Source organism: Bacillus altitudinis 41KF2b (assembly GCF_000691145.1).
Lineage (GTDB): Bacteria > Bacillota > Bacilli > Bacillales > Bacillaceae > Bacillus > Bacillus altitudinis.
This window is the reverse complement of the sequence record NZ_ASJC01000018.1, coordinates 1-21,698: the sequence shown is the minus strand read 5'-3', so window position 1 is coordinate 21,698 and position 21,698 is coordinate 1. Positions and strand designations below refer to the sequence as shown.

The 21,698-nt window shown below is 39.1% G+C and carries 22 protein-coding genes; 8 read left to right on the top strand and 14 right to left on the bottom strand.

Annotated elements, in window-relative coordinates; genetic code table 11:
* Nucleotide 1 precedes the first annotated feature (1 nt).
* On the bottom strand, nt 2-1,204 hold the full coding sequence (locus tag BA79_RS17795) for an MFS transporter (protein ID WP_035704270.1): 1,203 nt from the start codon (nt 1,202-1,204) through the stop codon (nt 2-4).
* A 31-nt stretch (nt 1,205-1,235) separates the two neighbouring features.
* Nucleotides 1,236-1,841 (bottom strand): TetR/AcrR family transcriptional regulator, encoded by a 606-nt coding sequence (locus tag BA79_RS17790; RefSeq protein ID WP_035704268.1) that lies wholly within the window; start codon nt 1,839-1,841, stop codon nt 1,236-1,238.
* Between the two features lie 323 nt (nt 1,842-2,164).
* On the opposite strand from BA79_RS17790, the gene BA79_RS17785 reads away from it, so the two are divergent.
* The gene (locus BA79_RS17785) at nt 2,165-2,617 is read left to right on the top strand and encodes a MarR family winged helix-turn-helix transcriptional regulator (RefSeq protein ID WP_035704265.1); all 453 of its coding nucleotides are present in this window, start codon (nt 2,165-2,167) and stop codon (nt 2,615-2,617) included.
* Nucleotides 2,618-2,673: 56 nt separating this feature from the next.
* The gene (locus tag BA79_RS17780) at nt 2,674-3,567 is read left to right on the top strand and encodes an alpha/beta fold hydrolase (protein WP_035704263.1); all 894 of its coding nucleotides are present in this window, start codon (nt 2,674-2,676) and stop codon (nt 3,565-3,567) included.
* 34 nt (nt 3,568-3,601) lie between these two features.
* On the opposite strand, the gene BA79_RS17775 is transcribed toward BA79_RS17780, so the two are convergent.
* From BA79_RS17775 to BA79_RS17745, 6 genes are all read right to left on the bottom strand, one after another.
* A complete protein-coding gene (locus BA79_RS17775) occupies nt 3,602-4,750 on the bottom strand; it encodes a type II asparaginase (RefSeq protein ID WP_025206807.1) in 1,149 nt (382 codons plus the stop codon).
* Nucleotides 4,751-5,500: 750 nt separating this feature from the next.
* Nucleotides 5,501-6,262 carry an SDR family NAD(P)-dependent oxidoreductase gene (locus BA79_RS17765; RefSeq protein WP_035704259.1) on the bottom strand — a complete coding sequence of 254 codons (762 nt, stop codon included), beginning with the start codon at nt 6,260-6,262 and terminating at the stop codon, nt 5,501-5,503.
* Between the two features lie 111 nt (nt 6,263-6,373).
* The gene (locus BA79_RS17760) at nt 6,374-6,751 is read right to left on the bottom strand and encodes an MmcQ/YjbR family DNA-binding protein (protein ID WP_035704258.1); all 378 of its coding nucleotides are present in this window, start codon (nt 6,749-6,751) and stop codon (nt 6,374-6,376) included.
* A 150-nt stretch (nt 6,752-6,901) separates the two neighbouring features.
* Nucleotides 6,902-7,795, bottom strand: coding sequence for an alpha/beta hydrolase (locus BA79_RS17755; RefSeq protein WP_035704256.1), 894 nt, complete (start codon nt 7,793-7,795; stop codon nt 6,902-6,904).
* 189 nt (nt 7,796-7,984) lie between these two features.
* On the bottom strand, nt 7,985-9,424 hold the full coding sequence (locus BA79_RS17750; protein ID WP_025206803.1) for a DHA2 family efflux MFS transporter permease subunit: 1,440 nt from the start codon (nt 9,422-9,424) through the stop codon (nt 7,985-7,987).
* A 79-nt stretch (nt 9,425-9,503) separates the two neighbouring features.
* Nucleotides 9,504-10,076 carry a TetR/AcrR family transcriptional regulator gene (locus BA79_RS17745; RefSeq protein ID WP_008346745.1) on the bottom strand — a complete coding sequence of 191 codons (573 nt, stop codon included), beginning with the start codon at nt 10,074-10,076 and terminating at the stop codon, nt 9,504-9,506.
* 206 nt (nt 10,077-10,282) lie between these two features.
* Between BA79_RS17745 and BA79_RS17740 the strand changes: the two genes are divergently transcribed.
* The gene (locus tag BA79_RS17740; protein ID WP_008346748.1) at nt 10,283-10,990 is read left to right on the top strand and encodes an alpha/beta fold hydrolase; all 708 of its coding nucleotides are present in this window, start codon (nt 10,283-10,285) and stop codon (nt 10,988-10,990) included.
* A gap of 78 nt (nt 10,991-11,068) precedes the next feature.
* Here the strand turns inward: BA79_RS17740 and BA79_RS17735 are convergent, their stop codons facing one another.
* Nucleotides 11,069-13,585 carry a helix-turn-helix domain-containing protein gene (locus BA79_RS17735; RefSeq protein WP_248596553.1) on the bottom strand — a complete coding sequence of 839 codons (2,517 nt, stop codon included), beginning with the start codon at nt 13,583-13,585 and terminating at the stop codon, nt 11,069-11,071.
* A gap of 123 nt (nt 13,586-13,708) precedes the next feature.
* Between BA79_RS17735 and BA79_RS17730 the strand changes: the two genes are divergently transcribed.
* From BA79_RS17730 to bglS, 3 genes are all read left to right on the top strand, one after another.
* Nucleotides 13,709-14,092, top strand: a complete 384-nt coding sequence (locus BA79_RS17730; protein WP_008346751.1) for a tautomerase family protein — start codon at nt 13,709-13,711, stop codon at nt 14,090-14,092.
* A 27-nt stretch (nt 14,093-14,119) separates the two neighbouring features.
* A complete protein-coding gene (locus BA79_RS17725; protein WP_008346753.1) occupies nt 14,120-14,755 on the top strand; it encodes an FMN-dependent NADH-azoreductase in 636 nt (211 codons plus the stop codon).
* Between the two features lie 211 nt (nt 14,756-14,966).
* Nucleotides 14,967-15,695, top strand: a complete 729-nt coding sequence (bglS, locus tag BA79_RS17720; RefSeq protein ID WP_008346755.1) for a beta-glucanase — start codon at nt 14,967-14,969, stop codon at nt 15,693-15,695.
* A 43-nt stretch (nt 15,696-15,738) separates the two neighbouring features.
* Here the strand turns inward: bglS and BA79_RS17715 are convergent, their stop codons facing one another.
* Entirely contained in the window at nt 15,739-16,140 is a 402-nt protein-coding gene (locus BA79_RS17715) for a MerR family transcriptional regulator (protein WP_008346757.1), read from the bottom strand.
* A gap of 195 nt (nt 16,141-16,335) precedes the next feature.
* Here BA79_RS17715 and BA79_RS17710 point away from each other — a divergent pair, with 195 nt between their 5' ends.
* The gene (locus BA79_RS17710; RefSeq protein ID WP_008346759.1) at nt 16,336-17,385 is read left to right on the top strand and encodes an NAD(P)-dependent alcohol dehydrogenase; all 1,050 of its coding nucleotides are present in this window, start codon (nt 16,336-16,338) and stop codon (nt 17,383-17,385) included.
* A 122-nt stretch (nt 17,386-17,507) separates the two neighbouring features.
* Here the strand turns inward: BA79_RS17710 and BA79_RS17705 are convergent, their stop codons facing one another.
* The 4 genes from BA79_RS17705 to BA79_RS17690 all read right to left on the bottom strand — a co-directional run bounded on the left by BA79_RS17705 (nt 17,508) and on the right by BA79_RS17690 (nt 20,814).
* Nucleotides 17,508-17,891 (bottom strand): hypothetical protein, encoded by a 384-nt coding sequence (locus tag BA79_RS17705; protein WP_008346761.1) that lies wholly within the window; start codon nt 17,889-17,891, stop codon nt 17,508-17,510.
* A gap of 34 nt (nt 17,892-17,925) precedes the next feature.
* Entirely contained in the window at nt 17,926-19,539 is a 1,614-nt protein-coding gene (locus BA79_RS17700; protein ID WP_232516916.1) for a PPC domain-containing protein, read from the bottom strand.
* A gap of 335 nt (nt 19,540-19,874) precedes the next feature.
* Nucleotides 19,875-20,078 (bottom strand): cold shock protein CspC, encoded by a 204-nt coding sequence (gene cspC / locus BA79_RS17695; protein ID WP_008346765.1) that lies wholly within the window; start codon nt 20,076-20,078, stop codon nt 19,875-19,877.
* A 259-nt stretch (nt 20,079-20,337) separates the two neighbouring features.
* Nucleotides 20,338-20,814, bottom strand: a complete 477-nt coding sequence (locus tag BA79_RS17690) for a GrpB family protein (RefSeq protein WP_035704250.1) — start codon at nt 20,812-20,814, stop codon at nt 20,338-20,340.
* 214 nt (nt 20,815-21,028) lie between these two features.
* On the opposite strand from BA79_RS17690, the gene BA79_RS17685 reads away from it, so the two are divergent.
* On the top strand, nt 21,029-21,592 hold the full coding sequence (locus BA79_RS17685; RefSeq protein WP_035704249.1) for a GNAT family N-acetyltransferase: 564 nt from the start codon (nt 21,029-21,031) through the stop codon (nt 21,590-21,592).
* Nucleotides 21,593-21,698: the final 106 nt, after the last annotated feature.

Genomic DNA, 21,698 nt, shown 5'->3' with positions numbered 1-21,698 from the left:
ATTATTCTGCTGATACCTCTTCTCTCGCCTTCCCCTTCCAAATAAGGGTTAAACCTAACCCAAGAAATAAGACAACACCTGCAAACAGGAATGGGAAATGAATATTTTGATCGAATAATATGCCGCCAAGTGCCGGGCCAAAAATCGTACCAAGGCTTGTGTAGGTAGAGTTCATCCCTGCGACAAATCCTTGCTGATTGCCAGCGATTTTTGATAAGAAGGTCGTGAGTGCAGGGCGCAATAAATCGAACGCAAGGAAAATCACACACGTCACGATCAGCACAACCATAAAGCCTGACACGACTGTAGAAACAAAAGCGAGAACTGCTCCAACAATCAAGCATAGTTGAATAACTCGTTTCTCCCCAAGCGCATTCACCATTTTACCAAACACGAGTACTTGGATGATGACGGCTACAATTGAACTGACGGTAATGATAATCGCAATATCCTTTGGACCAAATCCAAACTTGTGATTTGTAAACAAGCTAAAGACCGTTTCATATGCAGATAGTCCAAACGCCAGCACAAAGACAATGATGAAGGCGATGAGATAGCTTGGATGAATTGATTTTTTCAAGTCTTTAAAGAAGGTCGATTCTTTCACTTGATTCATTTGTTTCTCTCGCTCTTCTTTTGTTAATGGTTCCTTCAGCATAAACATAGACGAAATCACAGCAATAAATGCAATCCCTGCTGCAAAGAAAAACGGCAGGCGAACGCCATATTCTGCAATAAATCCGCCAATTCCCGGGCCAATGATAAATCCGGTACTAATAGCAGCGGATACATACCCCATTGCCTTTGATCTTTCTTGAACAGTCGTGATATCGGCGACATAAGCGGTGACAGCCGGCATGATAAATGCTGCACTAATGCCGCCAAGAACCCTTGCAAAATACAGAACATATACGTGTGTTCCTAAGCCAAAAACGAGTTCTGATAACGCGAATAGAAACAGACCAGACACAATCATGATCTTTCTTCCGTATCGGTCTACCCATCTTCCCGCAACAGGTGATGCGATAAGCTGTGCAACAGCAAACGCTGCCACAAGATATCCCATCGTACTGCCCGTTAAATGCATGACATTCATAAAGAGCGGCATGACAGGTATAATCAGACCGATACCTAAAAACGCAATAAATATATTACTTAATAAAATAACAAGTACCGCTTTTTGCTCACGAATCGGTTTTTGCATGATGTTTGTTTCCCCTTTACTGACTCACTTGTTACTCATGATGGTTGATTCCGTGAATAAACAATGAGATCGCCTCTTTTTGTAATTCCTTTTTCTGCTGCATCGTGTCATTTTTATATAACACGTCTAATCCATAGAATACGGAAAGTAATATTTTCACTTTTGATTCAACATGCTGAATCGACCAGCTGCCATCTTCGTTTCCTTCATGCAGGATGTCTCGCATTACATCATCAAAGTCTACATCAATCTTGTTCAGGCGCTCCATGACTTCATCTGATGTAAATGCACTGGCACAGAATTCTTCACTTGCTCTCATTAAAGGATAGTTAATCCCCATTTGACTAAGCAGCTCTGCAAACCCTGCAAGCTTATCAATGGCCCGGTGCAGCGTTTGTTTCTCTTCATACCACGTCTCCATCATGAATCGATGATCCTCTTCCATAATATGAAGGAACAAAAACTCTTTTCCTTTAAAATGATGATAAAGGTTGCCTTTACTAATCTCAGCCGCCTCTAGAATATCTCGCACGGATGTTTCGGAATATCCTTTTTTCGCAAATAAATCACGTGAAGCGGTGACAATTTTCTGCTTCGTCTTTTCACTTTTTCCAGCCCCGCTCTGTGCACTTGTCATCTATGAACAATCCCTTCTACCTTGCTTTTCTTCACATGGACAAATAAAACCGACCAGTTGGTTTATTTTTTTATTATAAATGGAGATCGCCCATAATACAATGAAAAAGTCATCGACTTCCAAAGGAGTGAATCTAAGTGAAAACAAACAAAACGATCATTTGTGCCATCACCAAAATGGACGTATTCTTTGTCTATTGTTGATGAAAAAGTGGAGATAGAGGTCATTTTCTCATCAAGTCTATTCTCTTTTCATTTAATTTTTCTTAACATTTAACTTCACTTAAATATTAAGATCGCATATAATATAGGAGAAAAGAGGTGATGTCATTGGATGAGGATATCATTCATTACAGCAAAAAAATCATTGAGTACTCAAATGCACTAGGTTCTATCTATGTAGAAGAGTATCAACGATTCTTAAAAAATGAGTATGCAGATTTAACAAGCAAACAAGAACTGACACTTGAATTGCTGCGGTCGAAGTCGAGAACAATCAATGAACTGGCTGATTATTTCTCCATTTCATCTAGTGCCGCTAGCCAGCTCATATCAAAGCTTGAACAGCTTGGATATGTGAAAAGAGAGATTAACCCACATAACCGTAGAGAAATCATTGTTGATTTTGCTCAAAAGGGCCATGACTATCATAAAGATATTGAAAAAATTCAGCTGCATCTTATTCAAAAATACTATGCCCAGCTTTCAAAAGAAGATCTAAAAACATTATTATCGCTTTACGAAAAAATCTATCAAATTGCGAAAGAAACGCCTTAACCCGGCGTTTCATGCATGAATATGTAAGTTAGATAAACGATGAAAGGGATGATCAAATGAACAGGATTCATTTGCAAGATGGACGTCATATTGGTTTGTCTCAATACGGTGATCTTGAAGGATTCCCAGTATTCTTTTTTCATGGGACACCTGGATCGAGAGTGATGTTTTTAGATGATGATCCAATCTCAAAAGAGCTTGGCATTCGTCTTATTTCTTTAGACAGACCTGGTTTTGGTTTATCTGATCCGCAACCGAACCGCACTATTTTAGACTGGGCAAAAGACGTACAGGAAGTGGCCGATCATCTTGATATCTCCCATTTTTCAGTGATTGGTGTCTCTGGAGGCGGGGCATTCGCTGCTGGTTGTGCCTATCAATTGCCAGACCGCATTCTTTCAGCTGCTCTCGTCTCAAGTACCACCCCATTTCAGGATGGTAAACCGCCTAAAAGTATGCTAAAGGAGAACAAGATTGCCTTTTTCCTCAGTAAAAGAATGCCTTGGCTCTTAAAGGCAAGCTATCGCGCTCAGAAAAAACTAATTGAAAAGAAACCAGAGAAATTCAAGAAACTAACGAAAAAAGGGAACAAACATTTACATCCATCGGATCGGCAATTTCTTCAAACCGATGAGCAACTGGAGCTGATGATGATGCATTTATACGAAGCCACTCGTCAATCGGTTGATGAATGTATTCATGAACCAGATTTACTCTCACGGTCATGGGCATTCGATATGAAAGATATACAAATCCCTGTGGATGTCTGGCATGGAAAAGAGGATCAGATGGCCCCTTTTGCAGAGATAGAAAGCATTGCTCCCAACATTCCAAACGCCAAAACGCACTATATCGAGCAAGCAGGACATTTTCTGACTGATATAGATGATGTTTGGAGAGACATTTTACTCTCTTTAAAAAAACGGGCTGAAGATCAGGTACACATATAAAAAAGACCCAATGATACGTCGGGTCTTTTTCTTTTTAATACTGCTCGTAATAGGATTGAATTTTATCTGGATCTTTTGTTTTCGTCAGAGCCAGCATGAGTAGAATGCGTGCTTTTTGTGGATTTAATGAATCCGATGAGACAAAATGATGTTCATCATCCATTTTTTCATGTGTGACAATGCCATTTCCTGCACGGCTTGACCTCACAATCACCACGTCTTTTTTCACAGCATCTGTTGCCCCATTGATCGCTTCTGTTGACATCGTTCCATTTCCTGCGGCGGCAACGACAATGCCCTTCGCTCCTTCTTTAACCGCAGCATCATACACATACTTTTGATCATTTTGATAGCCGTATAAGATATCCACTTGCGGCAGCTCTTTTAGCTTGGAAATATCGAATTCACTGTCAGCTGTATGTTTTCTTGTCGGTTCGTTATAGAAAGAGACAACTTCACCCGCCACTTCTCCAATGTACCCTTGCTCAAGAGACTTGAACGAATCGGTTGTGGTGGTATTTGTCTTCGTAATAAAACGAGCAGAGGCAATTCGGTCATTTAATGTCACCATTACACCTTTGCCTTTGGCTTCTTTTGTCGAAGCAATTTTCACTGCATGATACAGGTTAAGCGGGCCATCCGCACTAATGGCAGATGCTGGCCTCATGGAACCCACGACCACCACAGGCTTATCACTTTTTACAACCAAATGTAAAAAATAGGCCGTTTCTTCTAATGTATCTGTACCATGTGTCACCACAATGCCATCCACTTGATCATCATTTAAAAGCTGATTGACTCGTTTCGCTAATTTTAAAAGCAGAGCGTTATCCACATTTTCACTGCCGACGTTGGCTACTTGCTCACCCGTGACATTTGCAATATCCTTCAGCTGTGGTACGGAAGCAATGACTTTATCGATTCCAAGTGCACCAGATTTATATCCAGTCGTATCTGTATTACTGTCTGAACTACCGGCAATCGTTCCGCCTGTTGCCAGCACCTTAATATTGGATAAAGATTTGTTCCCTGTCTCAACAGCCGTGTTTTTTTCTTTTGTTTCACTGGTAGTGCTTTCTTGATTACTTTGATTATTCTCTTGAGTGCTATCGTTCGCACAAGCTGCGGTCACCAATAGTGAAACAGAAAGAAGGGCAGCACCAAACCATTTTGTTACGTTCATAAGATCATCTCTTTTCTTAAATGTGATGAATAATTATCTGTCTATAGGGTTTACTTTATACCATTCCTTCATTCATCAGCATGAGGTGAAAGTCACAGAACCAAATAAAGGAAAAAGGACACTATTATCAAAATTTATTTATATCTTAATACCTAAATTGACTTCAGAAATTGTTCTCAACCCATTTATGATAAAATATAGGAAATCTTACAAAAAAGGAGTACATACAGTGCTTTCCGTTCAACCATTTTACAAAATCCTACTCACACTATTCTTCAGTTCCATTTTACTCAGCTTGTTCGTATGTTTATATCCACCGATTCAGGGCGAGCCTGCGTTTATGATGCTTTACACTCCCATCTTTTTTGTTTATTATTTCATCTTTGCGGTACCTTTACAGTTGTTGTTTTCTTTACAGCCCAAGGCTTTTCATCCTCTTTATTTAGCGGCTTACTTACTGATAGCAATGATTGTCATGCTTTTTGTTATGGATGGAATTGAGAGCTCCACATCCCTTCCGATCATGATTGTCAGCAGTCTCATCTACTGGACCTGCGATTCTTTCATTCATCAAAGAATGCATAAAAAAAACACCTAATGTGTAGGTGTTTTTATCTATTCTAGTATGTGTTGACAGTGACCCACATTATCCAAGACATCTTTCGGCGCGGTGACCTACTGATGTGATCATGGGTTTTGAATGATGAATAAGAGTCGCTAAGAGAATCTATCCTCAGTGATTGGAACTTTTTATTTCATGCTTGTGCCAGCGTGTGAAAAAATGGGGTCCTTCAATTCAAAATCAAATGTCTTCCCATCAACGATACCAACTGTTTTTGAACTGTCGTAAAGCTCAAGCAAGAACGCTGCCATTTCTTTTGATGTGTGATATTTCTTGATAGTGCCTTCATATTCGAATTGATCGACATCTAATGAACGCTTTGCAAATTCGGATTCTGTCGCAGCAGGCGCTAATACTTTTGCCTGTAATTTGGCTCCTTTTTCTTTCAATTCTAGGGCCAGCCCTTCAGTAAAGGCGCTCACATAAAATTTCGTGGCTGAATAAGTGACGGCATTGGCGACGACGGTATAACCCGCTCTTGAAGAGATATTGATTAGCTGCGTCCCCTCTTTTTGCTCATAATCACGGACAAACAGAGTGGATAAAATTGTTAACGCTTCAATATTGAGATGAAGCATGTCCCCGATTTTTTTCACATCCTGCTCTCCTATTGAACCAAAATGGCCAAACCCGGCATTATTAATGAACGTATCCAGCTCGTCACCAGCTAATGACTCATAGAAAGAATACACTTGCTCTCTGTCTGTTAAATCAACAGATTGGACTTTCACTTGAATATCGGGATATGTTTCTAGAATCTTTTCTTTCAGTTCTTGGAGTTTATCAAGCCGGCGTGCAGCTAAGATCAAATTTTTTCCTCTTGCTGCAAATGCCAAAGCCGTTTCATATCCAATACCTGAACTTGCCCCTGTAATGACTGTATAGCCCATTGTATATCCCCCTATTCGTATCTTCTAGCTGTTTAAAGTATAGCGAGAGCATGTGACCTTAGTCAATTTTGAAGAGATTCAAAGAGTCATGAACAACTGAACGTTCAGCATTTAATCGGTTTCTTTTGAATCATGTTGGAGGGTAGCCTGCTGAGCTTTTTTTGTTAATTTGTGAAAAACCAGTTGATAGGAATGTTCAATTAGCTCTTCGACAAATGAAGATGGAATATCTGCATCAAGATAAATAGAATTCCAATGCGTCTTATTCATGTAATAGCCGGGAATAATTCCTTCATGCATTTCTCTTAATTCTTCAGCACGTTGCGGATCACATTTTAAAGTGATGACTGGCTTGCGATCGACATCTCCCCCCATCATGGCGAACATCTTTCCACCTATATGATAACGATCTGCCTGCCACTCAGGTTGATAGTCGTGGGTTGCTCCTTGTAAAGAAAGACAAAATGCCTGTAGTGTCTCTTTTTTCATTCTATTAGCTCCTTTTTAGATGTCTTCTATCTTTCTATTATATCGACAGCTGCGATTGTTGTATCTATACTTCTTTTCAAGACGTCAGCAAGAACACAAAAAAAGCACAGAAATAAAGGTCTGTGCTTTTTACTGATATCCGAATATTTCTTATTCAAACGCCTTCTTAAGCTGATCGCTCATCAAATGCCAAGCCTCTTCAGCTATCTTTAAATCTCCGGCATGAGTGAACGCATGAGGAACTCCTTTAAATTGTTTGTATGTGACATCTACCCCTGCTTCTTTTAACCTGTCCGCATAATGCTCAGCTTCTTCAGCTAGTGAATCCTTCTCAGCTGTGATAACAAGAGCTGGGGGCATTTGTGCTAACACTTCTCTCTCTGCAAAGACTGGAGAAACGAGCGGATTGTGCGGATCTTGACCTTGCAGGTAGAAGGCATTAAACAGTCTCGCCATTTCCACTGGAATTGCTTCTTCAAACGCTGGCTTTTGTGCTGGATCAGTAGCCAAATCAAGCGGCGGATAATCAAGCACTTGATAGACAATCGGAAGTTTGTTCCCTTTTTGGATATCAAGCAAACAAACCGCTGTTGCCAAATTCCCACCTGCACTATGTCCACCAATGGCTAATCGATTTGGGTCTATTTGTAGTTCATCAGGATGTTCATATAACCATTTCATCACATCGTAGCATTCATGAAGAGCGGCCGGGAAAGGGTGCTCCGGTGCCAGCTGATACTCCACATTGACGACGATACACTCCGCACGATCTGCTATGACCGGACACCAATGATTATCCATTTCAGCACTTCCAAGGATAAAACCGCCCCCATGCAAATTCACGAAAACAGGTAGGGGTTGTTTCAATGTTTTCACAGGTTTAAATACCCACACCTTTGTTTCACCAGCACCCGTTGGGATATCATATTCCATTTTGTTCACTTCAGGAGGGTGGACTGGCTTTAGTTCTGATTGACCAGCTAATGAATCTTCAGCTGGTTGACGTAATGACTCAGCCATTTTGATTTGTTCGTCTAAGTTCATGATCTCAGCTCCTATCTTATTCTTTTATCTCTATCCATTCGTTACGAATTTCGCCTTTTCCTTCAATGTCGTCAGAGAGTCGTTGCTTTTTATCTATCTCCCCATTTTCAGCTCCTTTGAAACAAACATTCCCCCTATGAATAAATAAAAAAAGCACTGCGGCGCTAAGTCCTCAGTGCTTTTCATATATTATGATACTTGTTGTTCGACTTTCACTCGTTTAATAAAGAAAGCAATTACCAAGCCAATCACTGTCATGATGACAGCAAAGATAAAGGCATGCTGGACGCCATTTGTAAAGGCGAGCAGCCGATTGACTGGATTTGCGGGATCAGCCACATTTTGCATAAAACTGCGAGTTCCTGATGAAAGGATCGAGATACCAACCGCAGTCCCAATCGCTCCTGACACTTGCTGCAATGTATTCATAATCGCTGTACCGTGCGGATATAGCTCTGGCGGCAGCTGATTCAAACCGTTTGTTTGGGCAGGCATCATGATCATCGCAATCCCAACCATTAACGTAATATGAAGCGTCACGATATAACCGATTGACGTATTCATACTTAAGTTCGTGAAGCCAAACATGGTCGCTGCAACGATGACAAGACCTGGGATGACAAGCCATTTCGGCCCAAATTTATCAAAAAGCCCACCCATGATTGGCGATAGCAGTCCATTGATAATTCCACCTGGCAATAGCATTAAACCGGCTGTAAATGTAGACAGTGCCAAGGACGTTTGCAGATATAATGGCAAAATCATCATAGCAGACAGCATCACCATCATACACACTAAAATCAGAAGTAACCCGATCACAAACATTGGATATTTAAATGGGCTTAAATTCAACATCGGTTCTTTCATGTTTAACTGTCTTAGGGAGAACACAAGAATGCCAATGACACCTACAACAATCGCCACAATCACATGCATACTGCTCCAGCCGCCGCCTTCACCAGCACTGCTAAAGCCATACACAATTCCACCGAAACCGATGGTTGATAGCACAATCGATAAAATATCGATTTTCGGTCTTGTGGGTTCCGTAATATTTTGCATAAAAATATACCCAAATACGAGTGCAGCAACCAATAACGGAAGCGAAATCCAAAAAATCCAATGCCACGTTAACGATTTAAGAATGAGACCAGAGACCGTTGGACCCACTGCTGGGGCAAACATAATGACAAGACCGATAATCCCCATTGATCTACCTCTTTTATGAGGTGGAATGATGACCAAAATCGTATTAAACATCAATGGAAGAAGCAAGGCTGTTCCTACTGCCTGCACCACACGTGCCACCATTAAAATACTGAAGACAGGTGCAACGGCCGCAATAAATGTACCGATGATCGAAAAGACCAGTGAGGTGATGAAAAGCTGTCTTGTTGTAAACCATTGAAGAATGAGGCCTGAAATTGGAACAAGAATCCCTAGTGTTAATAAATAGCCGGTTGTAAGCCACTGAGCAGTCGTTGCTTCAATACCAAAATCTAATGTTAAACTTCTCAGCGCCATGTTGAGTGCCGTTTCACTAAACAGTCCAATAAATCCAGCTGTGATAAATGAAATAATAATGGGCAGCGTTCGAATGTCGGAAGCTGCTGTTTGCTGTTTGTTCATATTAAGTTGGCTCCTTTTCTTTTTCAATTTTGATAAACCATAAGTAGTTAGGCTGGACAGAAATGAGCCACTTCAATGTCTAGGAAAAGACAGACAAAACCTGTCTTTCCGCAGCGAATTGTGCAATTTTTTCAATTGAGTAGCCGGATTCATGAATATAAAACATGAGTTCAGGCGTCATTGGAGAGGACATACATAATGTCGTCAACTCAATGTCTTGTATGTTCGCTTCTCCTTTTACTTTCGCTTCCTCGAGCAAATCACGAATGATTTGTTTGAGTGATTGACTGTAATGACAATCATATACTTTACTTGTCTGCTCTAAGTTCCCAGAGATTGTGAGCATGCGAATCCAATCTAAATGATGACCGACGATGAGATGAATTTCTTCAAGAACATATCGTAAACGCTCACGAACCGGCTGATCACTGATTTTCCTTAAGTAAAGATGCAGCGCAGGGATCAGTTGTTCAAATTTTTCTCCAAGGATCGAAAGGCATAAATCACTTTTATTGGCATATCGGCGGTAAAGAGTACCCTGTCCAACACCAGCTGTTTTAGCAATTTTATGCATACTGACATTCTCTACACCAAACTCTTGAAACAAAGAAAAAGCGACCTCTTCAATTTCCTTTCCAATATCCTTTTCCATGATGCTTCACCTTCTTTACCTTCATCCACCTTGCATATATCTCTATGTGTAAATCAAATTTCTTTCATTTTCATTAGGACAATTGTACCGGTATTATCTTACGGACAACTGTCCGCTTTGTCAATCATTATTTTTTAATCGATATCATTTGACTGGATCTCTAAGTGTAACTATAATAGTTACATCAAACAATTGAGGTGATCTTATTGAATACATTCCTATTCGTTCATGGTGCATTTCAAGGTGGCTGGTGCTGGGACCAAATAACACCTGCTCTTCAACAAAAAGGTCATAAAGTAGTTGCTATTGATTTACCTGGCAGCGGCGAAGATGTTACGCCTCCACAGGACGTATCACTAAAAAGCTATGTAAAAAAAGTTGTTTCAGCAATTGAAAAAATAGACCAGCCTGTCATTTTAGTAGGACACAGTATGAGCGGAATGGTCATATCACAAGCAGCAGAGGAAATACCAGAGAAGATCAAAAAACTTGTATACGTCTGCGCCTTTGTCCCAGAGAATGGACAAGCCGTCAGTGATATTGCATCAGGTGGTCCTAAAGCAGCGTTGAACGAAAAGGATCAGACCCTTACATTAATAGAAGAATTCATTGCAGAGAATATGCTCAACGAAAGTTCGGAGGAAGATCTGCGATTGTTCAAAAGGAATATACGCCCACAGCCTGTTCAGCCTTTTGAAGATAAGGTCTCTCTAACAAATATACGCTTTGGACATGTGCCTAGCGTCTATATTGAAACAACAAAAGACCGCTCCATTCCGATTGACTTGCAAAGACAGATGTATGCCACTAGATCTTTTGAACGTATTTATACCCTTGATGCTGATCATTTTCCTTTCTACTCGCGAAAGAAAGAGTTTGTGGAGTGCCTAGTTGACATTGCCCAGCCACAGTAAAACATGAAATAGCATACAAAAAAGGCCTTAGACAATGACCTTTTCAGATATTTGATGAAGGGCTAAATGATCTTTATTTTAGCCCTTTGTCTTATTCTCATATTCAACCAACCATGTGATGAGCTCCTCCTTATGAAGCTGTTCCCCATACCTTACTGCTTCTTCTATCAGATGGTGATCATGGTTCTGTCTGATAAGAATGAGTGCCTGTTGATAATCTTCAGTCACAGGCTGTTGAAATGAAGCTCTATTTATTTTTTGAAACACGCCAATCATGATACTTGCTTCGTGATAGCATTGTCTTGCCACTAATGAAAGAATGATTCCTATTAATCCACGAGTGAAAATCCACGCACCTTGATACATTAATCCCAGCATCAGGACCTTTTTAAAATACAAAATAGATTGTTTAGTATGACCTTGTTTCAAAGCTAGATAACCTAGGTTCTCATATGGTGCTGACAGCTCCCACTTATCGTTTACTTCTTCAAAGTACTCAATACTGCTCTTGAACAGTTTAGCTGCTTGCTCATCATTTCCTTGCTTCATTTGAATCAAACCATACGCATTATAAGAACTAGCTATATTCCATACATCCTTTGCCCTTGTAGCTACCTCTATGCTTTCTTTAATATAACGTTCGGCTGTCTCTAAGGAGTGAGTCTTTAAAGATATATAGGTCATTAAGCGCAGAGAAGATGAAATATAAGAAGACATTTTATATTTCCGGGCTATTTTTAAACTTTTAGATGCACTGATCAGTGACTGATGATCCTGCCCCAAAATAAAGAGCAGGACGCCTTGTCCATGATATACTTTTGCCAGCAATGAATCATGCCCATCACCTGCTGGCAGTACACTAAGAAAACGCTCAAACCAAAGGGCTCCTTCATCTGTGCTGCCTTCATGCACCCAAAACCAATACATCGCCCCAATTATACTCAAACCTATTCTCTTCTCTTGTTCATTAGTCTGTGCATAGCAGGATGTGAGGATATGAAGAACATGAGCATATTCATCTCTGATGGATGCTAGAATAATATCTCGGCTTGATGTTCTAAACTTCTTATCCATTTCAAGAACAAACTGTTGATAGTACGTCACATATTGAAAACGAATGACTTTTCTACATTCCTCACTTTCTAATGCATTGAACTGCTCTTGTGCATATTGTTTAATTCCTTCTAATAAAAAGTACCTCACTCGACGACCGTCAATTGACTGTTCAATCGAAAGCAATGACTTATTCACTAAGCTAGAAACCAAATGTAACACTTCGTCACTCTTTCCCTCTATTAGAGAAGATGATCCGCAAACCTCTTCAACGGCCTCTAAAGTAAAACTACCTACAAACACACTTATTTTTCTAAGTAATTTTTGCTCCTCTTGTGTCAGCAATTGATAACTCCATTCAATCGCAGCCTTTAAAGTCTGTTGACGCGGGGCTGCCGTTCGTTTTCCTTGTGTTAGGAAGGAGAGCAATTGATCTAACCTCTCTAGGATCTGTTCTAGTGTCAAAATATTCAGACGGGAAGCAGCTAATTCAATAGCTAATGGTATCCCGTCCAGCCTAGTACATATATCAGCGATGAGTTGTATATTGTGTTGAGAGATAACGAGATCAGGAACAATGGATTTCGCACGTTCAATAAAAAGACGAACCGCTTCAAATTCTAGTAGATGTTCCATCTGATAGCTTTCATCTTTCTTTGGTTTTGTTAATGGAGAAAGCCGATATACCCGCTCTCCCTGAATATTTAACGGCTCCTGGCTCGTTGCGATAATACTGATATTTGGTGCAGCAGACAGAAGCTGATCAATGAGTTCCGCACATTTTTGAATCAGGTGTTCACAATTATCAAAAATGAACAATAGTTTCTTATGCCTGATAAACTCGAGGATTGATTGTAATTCTGGCTGATTGGATCTTTCTTTTATTTCAAGCTGTGAATAAAGGAAATGTGTGAATAAAGCTGCATCTTGAAGTGAGGAGAGCTCCAATACATACATACCATCTTCATATAGATTTGACAGAGTTTGTGCTGTTTTCATCGCTAAAGATGTCTTGCCAATTCCTCCAGGACCTACAATCGTTACACATTGAGGCGTCGCTAGAAAACGATGTAGATCCTCTATTTCCTTGTTTCTGCCGATAAAGTGGTCCATTCTTTTTCCCATCACAGTTTGTAATGAAGCTGTATGTAAAGTCTCCGTTGGCGTGTCAATCAGGTTCAGATCACTTATCTCAGGCTGAGTGAGCAGATGATCAAACCAAACATCATCGAATGAAGGAAAGGAGCGGTTTGATAAAGAATTTGCCTCAAACGCTCGTTTTGCTGCTCCCCAAAGGTGTTGAGCTTCTTGTTTTTCTTGACCCTCTATAAACTTTTCTTCTATCAAAAAGGTATAAATGAGCTTTTTTAAGTTCGTTACACTTGGCATACGGTCACCGTTTTCCCATAACTGTACAGTTCTAGTATCTACACCGATCAACCTTGCTAAATCGATCTGCCTCATTTTTGTACTGGCATTACGGGCCGGTCTTGTCCTTAATTGTTTTATGAGTTGATCAATCCAAGCTTCATGGTTTGTCATTTTATCACCCAGATTCAATTTTCTTTTATTCAGACGAACAAACACGAACTAACCTACATTCTTAAAATTCCTCTCTAGCGGTAACATCATCATGTACCCATCAAACAAATAGGAGTGATGAATATGCCTTTAACCCGTGTATCTATGATCAAAGGTCGTTCCCTTGAGGCTAAAAACGAAATAAGAGACATAATTGGACAGGTCATTGTTGACCATCTAAAGGTTCCTAGTGATGATCGTTTTTTAATTATAGAGGAACTCGAGAAAGAAAACTTCAATTTTCATCCGACTTGTTTAGAAATTGAACGATCTGACGAATTGTTGATCGTACAAATATTTTTAAATATTGGCCGTCCAACAGAAATGAAAAAAGAATTTTATAAAGAATTAAGCAAACAATTGCACCAATCCGCCAACGTAAGAACAGAAGATCTATTTATCAATTTGATCGAAGTAACCCAGGATAACTGGTCTTATGGAGACGGAATTGCACAATTTGCTCTTTAAACTACATTTGAAAGGAAGAGAAACATTATGAGTACCCTTTTATATATTACCGCACACCCAAGCAGTCCTTCTGAATCATACAGCTTAACTGTTGGAGAAGCATTCATCAGCGCCTATCAAGAAGCACATCCAGAAGATCGAGTGGTTCGCCTTGATTTATATAAAACAGACATCCCGCAAATTGATCAAGATGTGATTGAATCTTGGGCAAAGCTGCAATCTGGACAATCATTTGACGAATTACAGCCAAATCATCAGAAAAAACTAGAGGCCCTTGCACATTTGCTTGATCAATTCTGTCAGGCCGATAAGTACGTGTTCGTCAATCCTATGTGGAATTTTTCACATCCACCTGTCATGAAAGCCTACATTGATGCCATTTGTATGCGTGGTAAAACCTTTCAATATACGGAACATGGACCTATTGGACTATTAAATAACAAAAAAGCAATTCACATTCAGGCATGCGGGGGCATCTATACGACCGGACCCCAGCAGGACAAGGAAATTGGCAGCAGACACTTACAAACCGTTTTAAACTTCATCGGTGTAACTTCCTTTGACAAGATCTTAGTAGAAGGCATGTCTTACACACCCCATTTAGCCGAAGAGATTAAAACAGCGGCAGTTGATCAAGCTAAAGAAAAAGCAAAAGTTTTTTAAAATAAAAAAGGCCAAAAACTCAACTATCCTTTATGAGTTTTTGGCCTTTTTCTGTTTATACCATTCTCTTTCATAACTTCTCATGAAAGAAGAGAAGAATCTATCAAAAAGTCTCTTTTAATATCATATATTAGACCGATTTTCCCTTTTGAAAGAATCATGTATGATCAATAAAGAAAGCGCTTCCATAAAAGGAGAGGAGAATGCGAATATGTACCGTATGAAACGAATGTTGATGCTGGTTGCCACTGGATTAGTCTTGAGTTTGTCCACTTTTACAGCGAGTGCCTCGGCACAAACGGGTGGATCGTTTTATGAACCTTTTAATAACTATAATACGGGGTTATGGCAAAAAGCCGATGGATACTCGAATGGAAACATGTTTAACTGTACGTGGCGTGCAAATAACGTGTCGATGACATCATCAGGTGAAATGCGTTTATCGCTCACAAGTCCTGCCTATAACAAGTTTGACTGCGGAGAAAACCGCTCCGTTCAAACGTACGGCTATGGGCTATATGAAGTCAACATGAAGCCCGCCAAAAATGTGGGGATCGTCTCTTCTTTCTTCACTTATACGGGACCGACTGATGGTACGCCTTGGGATGAGATTGACATTGAATTTCTAGGAAAAGATACGACAAAGGTACAGTTTAACTACTATACCAATGGTGTAGGAAATCATGAAAAGATCGTCAACCTTGGTTTCGATGCAGCGAACTCTTATCACACGTATGCATTTGACTGGCAGCCAAACTCTATCAAATGGTATGTCGATGGACAATTAAAACATACCGCCACCACTCAAATTCCTCAAACACCAGGGAAAATTATGATGAACCTGTGGAATGGTGCAGGTGTCGATGAATGGCTTGGCTCCTACAACGGTGTTACCCCGCTCCACGCACATTATAACTGGGTGCGTTACACAAAAAGATAACTCTATCAAAAAAACCTGTGACAAGTCACAGGTTTTTCTTCGTTTAATTAGAATGAGTTTTCAGCTGATGAGCGAGTTTTTTCTCATGATTGTGGATAATATCTTCATAACTTTCTATTTTGAAATCCAACCGTTTAATGGTCTCTTCGATTTCCTTTTGTTTTTGGACGAGTCTTTCTCGTTCATTGACCAAAATGTTTTTTCGCGAAGATAACGTATGATCATCATCCTCAAAAAATAAGGCTGTATATTCTCTAAGCGCATCAATCGAGAGCCCTGCATTTCTCATACACTTGATAAATTCAATCCATTGAAGATCATCCTCTGTATAATCACGAATCCCATGATCGTCACGTTTGATTTCCCTAATCAAACCAATATTTTCGTAATATCTAAGTGTCGCAGTGGATAAATCGAGCTGTTTTGCTGCTTGTGCTATTTTCATTGTACTCTCCTTCTTTCTCTTACCTTCCGATCTCCCTTTCCTCATCATCTCCATTTTGAAAAAGAAAGCAAGATGCTTTTGGCTCAATTCTTTTATTAAAAGCCTGAAGAGGGTTTTCTATTGACTTAGAGTTCACTTTAAGACGTACAGTATAGAAGAAAGAATCGAATCTTATTTTTGTAAGGATGATCAAGAATGTGTCAGACGCACCAATCAAACGTTTTAAGTGTATCACACGCCAAAGCAAACTTTGAACGGACGACCATTGAACGAAGAGCGCTTCGTCCACATGATATTTTAATTGATATTCAATTTAGCGGGATCTGTCATTCAGATATCCACAGCGCTTTTGATGAATGGGGCGGCGGCATTTTCCCGATGGTTCCAGGTCATGAGATTACTGGGGTCGTTGCAGCTGTAGGGGATGATGTGACGAAGTTTCAGATCGGAGACCGTGTAGGCGTTGGCTGCTTTGTGGATTCCTGCGGCACCTGTGAATATTGTCAAAATGGAGACGAGCAGTACTGCACAAAAGGAGTCGTCCAAACGTATAACAGCCGTGACTATGACGGGGAGCCGACTTATGGCGGCTACAGTCAAAAAATTGTCGTAACTGAACGATTTGTCGTCAGCATTCCTGATCAACTGCCTCTTGATGCCGCAAGCCCTCTTCTCTGTGCTGGCATTACAACTTATTCACCATTAAAGCACTGGAAGGCAGGTCCTGGTAAAAAGGTTGCTATCGTCGGAATGGGCGGACTCGGTCATGTCGCCATTCAATTCGCGAGCGCTCTAGGTGCTGAAGTGACGGTGTTGAGCCGCTCTTTGAATAAAAAAGAAGAAGCACTGTCATTTGGCGCAAAAGACTACTTTGCTACAAGTGATCCTGATACGTTTCAGACACTAGCCGGTCAGTACGACCTTATTCTCAATACGGTCTCTGCCAACATTAATGTGGATGCCTATTTGTCCTTACTCCGTGTAGATGGAACCTTGGTGAACGTCGGTGCACCGCCTAAGCCGGATCAATTCCACGTCTTTTCATTAATTTCCGGCCGCCGCAGCATTGCTGGTTCACTCGTTGGCGGCATCCAAGAAACACAAGAAATGCTCGATTTCGCAGCTGCTCACAACATCGCACCACAAATTGAAGTCATCAACGCTAATCAAGTTGATGAAGCGTATGAACGGGTGCTGAAAAGTGATGTGCGTTACCGGTTTGTGATTGATATTTCGACGTTATGATTGATATTCTTTGAAATGGCAGTATTTTATTACTTTATGACTGACCGAAGAGAATTCTATGATTTTTTATCAAACGTAAAAAAAGCCACTTCTCTATTGAGTCGTGGCTTTTTTATGGATCGCTATATGCTAACTCCTTTTTCTTTATGATGACCTCGCATAAATGTAACGACCATACTGGACAAGCTAACCAAAAAGCCTAAAATTGAAATCAAAATAGTCATTCCCCCGTTCGGAATAAAAAAGCCTATAGGGATTAAGACAAGGAATGAGAACACAATAAAACATTGATAGATTCCAGATATTACTCTAACCACAATATGATCAAAAAACGACATCACCAAAGGAGGAATAAATAAGAAAACCACCATCCCTACTGACAGCATAAATGGTAATGGGTCCTCTAACGAAATCGTGTTCCTACCCGGTGAATCCTTTGCGGCGATGAACAATACTGCAATCGCCATGAGGAGCGTTGAAAAAATAAATAAGAATCGTTTTAGCATTTCAATATCTCCTTAAGTTGTCTTACATTGTCCACTAATAAACCTTTACCACTTTAGATTTGCTCTTATTTCCGGCAGCATCCTTTAAATAAACGGTTATCAATGCATTTTTCTTCTGTTTTTTTATTTTCACTTTAAATTGTCCATTTTTATTTAATTTTGCAGTTCCTAACTTCTTGTTTTTATGATAAACGTACACTGTAGCATATTTTTCACCTTTACCTGTTATAACCGTTGTATTTTTTGTGATTTTATTAACACTTGGTATAGCGGGAGGCGTTCTATCTAACACTTTTATTGTTTTACTGCCACTTCTCGCTCCATTAGAATCTACTAAATACACAGTGATTAAAGTTCCAGCTTTTTGTTTAGGAATTTTGATTGAATATTTCCCTTTTTTTGCATTTGTAGAGCCTAATTTTTTCTGACCAATATATGCGAAAACTTTGGCATTCGTTTCCGCATTACCTACGATATTTGTTGATTGATCAGTTACTGTGTTTATGCTTGGTGTTTTATCTGGATAAGATGCTTTTAAACGATATGTTTGACTGGATACACCATCCCAATGTCTAGGCTCAACAACAATATAGTATTTGCCCTTTTTTAGATTTAAATCAATAACTGGACTTGTCCCAAAGATATCAGGTAAATATTCCCTAGTGATTTCATTACCGTTCTTGTCGTATAAAGCGATAGAGGCTCCTTCTGTTATTTTATCTAGATTAATCTTCACTTTTCCATCTTTCACTGTTGAAAATTGATATACGTCTCTATCCAAATCCGATTCGTGCTTTGATTTGTAATATTGATTTGAGATGAGCGGACTTGCTGTTTCAAACGTGTCGTTTGGTTCGTAAGTATTTAAATCTCTTTTAAAAGAACCTGGATACGTCACTTTAAGTCGGTACTTAGCATTTGATATTCCTTCCCAATTAGAGGTGTATGGTTTTATTTTGACATAATAGGTTCCTTTTTTTATATTTTCGTGAATGACAATATTCTCTCCAGCATTCCACGTATAGTCAGATACAATTTCATTTTTGTTCTCATTATAGACAGTGACTTCTAATTCAGATGTTTCCTGATCTAAAGTAAGATATAACTCACCATCTTTGTTGGAAGTGAACTGATAAACATCCTTATCAATTTCACTATCAATCGTTGATTTATAATAGGTACCATTAGATACCTTCATGCTTGTTTCAAAAGTGTCGTTTGGTTCAAAGGTTGTTAAATTACGCTTAAAAGCACCTGGATATGTCGCCTTTAGTTGATATGTACCTTTAGTTACGCCTTCCCATTCACTGGGCATAACTTCAATATAATAATTCCCTTTTTTCAATTTATTATCGATAACCAGAGCTTCACCAGGAAATGAAGATTCATTAGAATCTATCTTATTCCCTTTCGAATCATATAGAGTAATACTAAAAGAGGCAGATGCCTTATCTAGCCTGATGTATACTTCTCCATCAGCATTCGTTGTAAAATTGTATCGGTTCATTGAACTTTTGGATTTCAATTCTCCATTTATGGAGACTCCAGATGACATGTTCACCTCTTCTGCACTTGCGAATAAAACAAAAGAAAAACTGAAGATAAATATAAAAACAAAAGATCCCAAAATACGTTTCAATATATTCACCACATTTCCAATTTTTATAGAAAGAACATAATGATTTTACCATATTCCACTCCGGAAAAATATTCATTTAATTGATTAATAAGTAAATTATGACTTCATTTCAATCTTTCTTAATAACAGAATGACTGAACAGTCCGCTTTATAAAGAAAATAAAAGAAATTAATTTATGGAAATTCCGCATATTGTCAATCCAGTATGTTATACTAAACTAACCTTTGAAGCATGAAATTTTTACGAATACCTTGTACCATCTCCCTACTTGTACGTTGAGTAGGGTTTTTTCATGCAAAAAAAACAGGCTCTCCGTAGAGAACCTGTTTTAAAAGAATGAAGATTAAGCAATTTTTTGAACGTTAGCAGCTTGAGCTCCACGAGAACCTTGCTCTACGTCAAATGATACTTTTTGACCTTCGTCTAAAGATTTGAATCCGTCGCCTTGGATAGCTGAGAAATGTACGAATACATCGTCGCCTTCTTCACGTTCGATAAATCCAAAACCTTTTTCTGCGTTAAACCATTTTACTGTACCTTGTTCCATGATTGTTGCCTCCTCGTGCGTTTACCACACAATGTATTATACTATCCTTGCCCAAAGTACCCTCAAGACGAAAAGTCAATCTTCATACTATCCTTTACGCCGAACAAAAATAATTACTTTTCATTATAGCATGAATCGGTAATAATTGCAATTTGTTGATTAGAAAGAAGAAACTCTTCTTTGCAGCGATTTTTCTTGTGCATAAAATCAATTTTTTCAGCACCTAAAGAGAACCTTTATCTAAAATCGACTTAACAAATTATGTTTTTCCCTCTGCATATTTGTGTTTGTCATTTTTATTTACATTTGCTAGGTTAAGTTTAAGCTGTTGGTACTCACTTCTTGCTAGTTCGTTACTTCTCAGGTAATCCCTAAAATTTATTTGTTCGAGTAGATATCTATTGCCCGTTTGATACATATGGATTTGATGTGTACGTGGTTCTCCTTTACTGAAATAGTGTCTTTCAGGTAACACATTGATCCCTCTATAAGAATAACCCAGCCCTTGCAAAGCTGTTACGCACTGTTCTCCGTCAAGAAAATGATTGATTTCGATCGCTATATCAATAATGGGTTTCGCACTCAAACCATTTACTGCTGTACTTCCTATATGGTGGACATTCACTATGTACTGACCGATAACTTCTACTATTCGTTTCTTTTCCATATCAAATTCTTTGACCCATTCAGCAAACCAAGGAACTAAAAAAACTTCCCCTCTTGGTAATCCAAGCATTTACTCAACCCCACTTTATGATTTTGTTGTTCAGTTGGAAATTTTAAATAACTAAACAGAGAACAATCTCAAACAAAAATTCCACTTACTTAAGATGCACCTTCATATTCTAAAGAATCGATCAAGTATCTGCTACAATAAATTGACAACGAACAGTATGAACTAAATACTCTCCATACACGCTAAAATATAAAATTCCGAGAGGAGAAATGAAATGAACCCTTTATTGTTAGATATTCCTTTACAGTTAGAAACAGAAAGACTCATTCTTCGAGCACCACACCAAACAGGAGACGGGAAAATTGTAAACCAAGCAATAAAGGATTCCTTTTCTGAATTAAAAGCGTGGTTGCCATTCGCTCAAAAACTTCCTACTGCTGAAGAAACAGAGATCAATTTAAGAAATGCTCATATCAATTTTTTAAAGAGGGAAAGTTTCCGTTTTCTTATTTTTGATAAAAACAGCAATCACTTCATTGGGACAACTAGCCTTGAGAGGATTGACTGGACCATTCCTAAATGTGAGATTGGGTATTGGGTAAATACTAAATTTAGTGGGAATGGATATATGACAGAAGCAGTGGAGAAATTAGCTGACTTCGGATTAAACAATATCAAATTTAGAAGAATTGAAATAAGGTGTGAATCTACAAACCTTAAAAGTCGGGCTATCCCAGAAAAACTTGGCTTTGTATTTGAAGGCACTTTAAGAAATGATGATTTATCCGCAGATGGCAACAAGCTGACTGACACTTGTTTTTATTCCATCATAAGATAACCTTATGTAGCAATTAAAGTAATGGGTGCATTAGTGTAACAAGAAAAAACATAGCATATTAATTATATGCTATGTTCAGGCTGTCGAGAAAATCTCGACAGCTCTA

Excerpts from the sequence above, each read along its gene's own strand:
- BA79_RS17735 (WP_248596553.1), bottom strand. The coding sequence starts at position 13,585 with ATGACAAACCATGAAGCTTGGATTGATCAACTCATAAAACAATTAAGG.
- BA79_RS17750 (WP_025206803.1), bottom strand. The coding sequence starts at position 9,424 with ATGAACAAACAGCAAACAGCAGCTTCCGACATTCGAACGCTGCCCATT.
- BA79_RS17715 (WP_008346757.1), bottom strand. The coding sequence starts at position 16,140 with ATGAAAATAGCACAAGCAGCAAAACAGCTCGATTTATCCACTGCGACA.
- BA79_RS17795 (WP_035704270.1), bottom strand. The coding sequence starts at position 1,204 with ATGCAAAAACCGATTCGTGAGCAAAAAGCGGTACTTGTTATTTTATTA.
- BA79_RS17790 (WP_035704268.1), bottom strand. The coding sequence starts at position 1,841 with ATGACAAGTGCACAGAGCGGGGCTGGAAAAAGTGAAAAGACGAAGCAG.
- BA79_RS17785 (WP_035704265.1), top strand. The coding sequence starts at position 2,165 with ATGTCATTGGATGAGGATATCATTCATTACAGCAAAAAAATCATTGAG.
- BA79_RS17710 (WP_008346759.1), top strand. The coding sequence starts at position 16,336 with ATGTGTCAGACGCACCAATCAAACGTTTTAAGTGTATCACACGCCAAA.
- BA79_RS17685 (WP_035704249.1), top strand. The coding sequence starts at position 21,029 with ATGAACCCTTTATTGTTAGATATTCCTTTACAGTTAGAAACAGAAAGA.
- BA79_RS17780 (WP_035704263.1), top strand. The coding sequence starts at position 2,674 with ATGAACAGGATTCATTTGCAAGATGGACGTCATATTGGTTTGTCTCAA.
- BA79_RS17745 (WP_008346745.1), bottom strand. The coding sequence starts at position 10,076 with ATGGAAAAGGATATTGGAAAGGAAATTGAAGAGGTCGCTTTTTCTTTG.
- BA79_RS17755 (WP_035704256.1), bottom strand. The coding sequence starts at position 7,795 with ATGAACTTAGACGAACAAATCAAAATGGCTGAGTCATTACGTCAACCA.
- bglS (WP_008346755.1), top strand. The coding sequence starts at position 14,967 with ATGTACCGTATGAAACGAATGTTGATGCTGGTTGCCACTGGATTAGTC.
- BA79_RS17775 (WP_025206807.1), bottom strand. The coding sequence starts at position 4,750 with ATGAACGTAACAAAATGGTTTGGTGCTGCCCTTCTTTCTGTTTCACTA.
- BA79_RS17690 (WP_035704250.1), bottom strand. The coding sequence starts at position 20,814 with ATGCTTGGATTACCAAGAGGGGAAGTTTTTTTAGTTCCTTGGTTTGCT.
- BA79_RS17705 (WP_008346761.1), bottom strand. The coding sequence starts at position 17,891 with ATGCTAAAACGATTCTTATTTATTTTTTCAACGCTCCTCATGGCGATT.
- cspC (WP_008346765.1), bottom strand. The coding sequence starts at position 20,078 with ATGGAACAAGGTACAGTAAAATGGTTTAACGCAGAAAAAGGTTTTGGA.
- BA79_RS17730 (WP_008346751.1), top strand. The coding sequence starts at position 13,709 with ATGCCTTTAACCCGTGTATCTATGATCAAAGGTCGTTCCCTTGAGGCT.
- BA79_RS17765 (WP_035704259.1), bottom strand. The coding sequence starts at position 6,262 with ATGGGCTATACAGTCATTACAGGGGCAAGTTCAGGTATTGGATATGAA.
- BA79_RS17760 (WP_035704258.1), bottom strand. The coding sequence starts at position 6,751 with ATGAAAAAAGAGACACTACAGGCATTTTGTCTTTCTTTACAAGGAGCA.
- BA79_RS17725 (WP_008346753.1), top strand. The coding sequence starts at position 14,120 with ATGAGTACCCTTTTATATATTACCGCACACCCAAGCAGTCCTTCTGAA.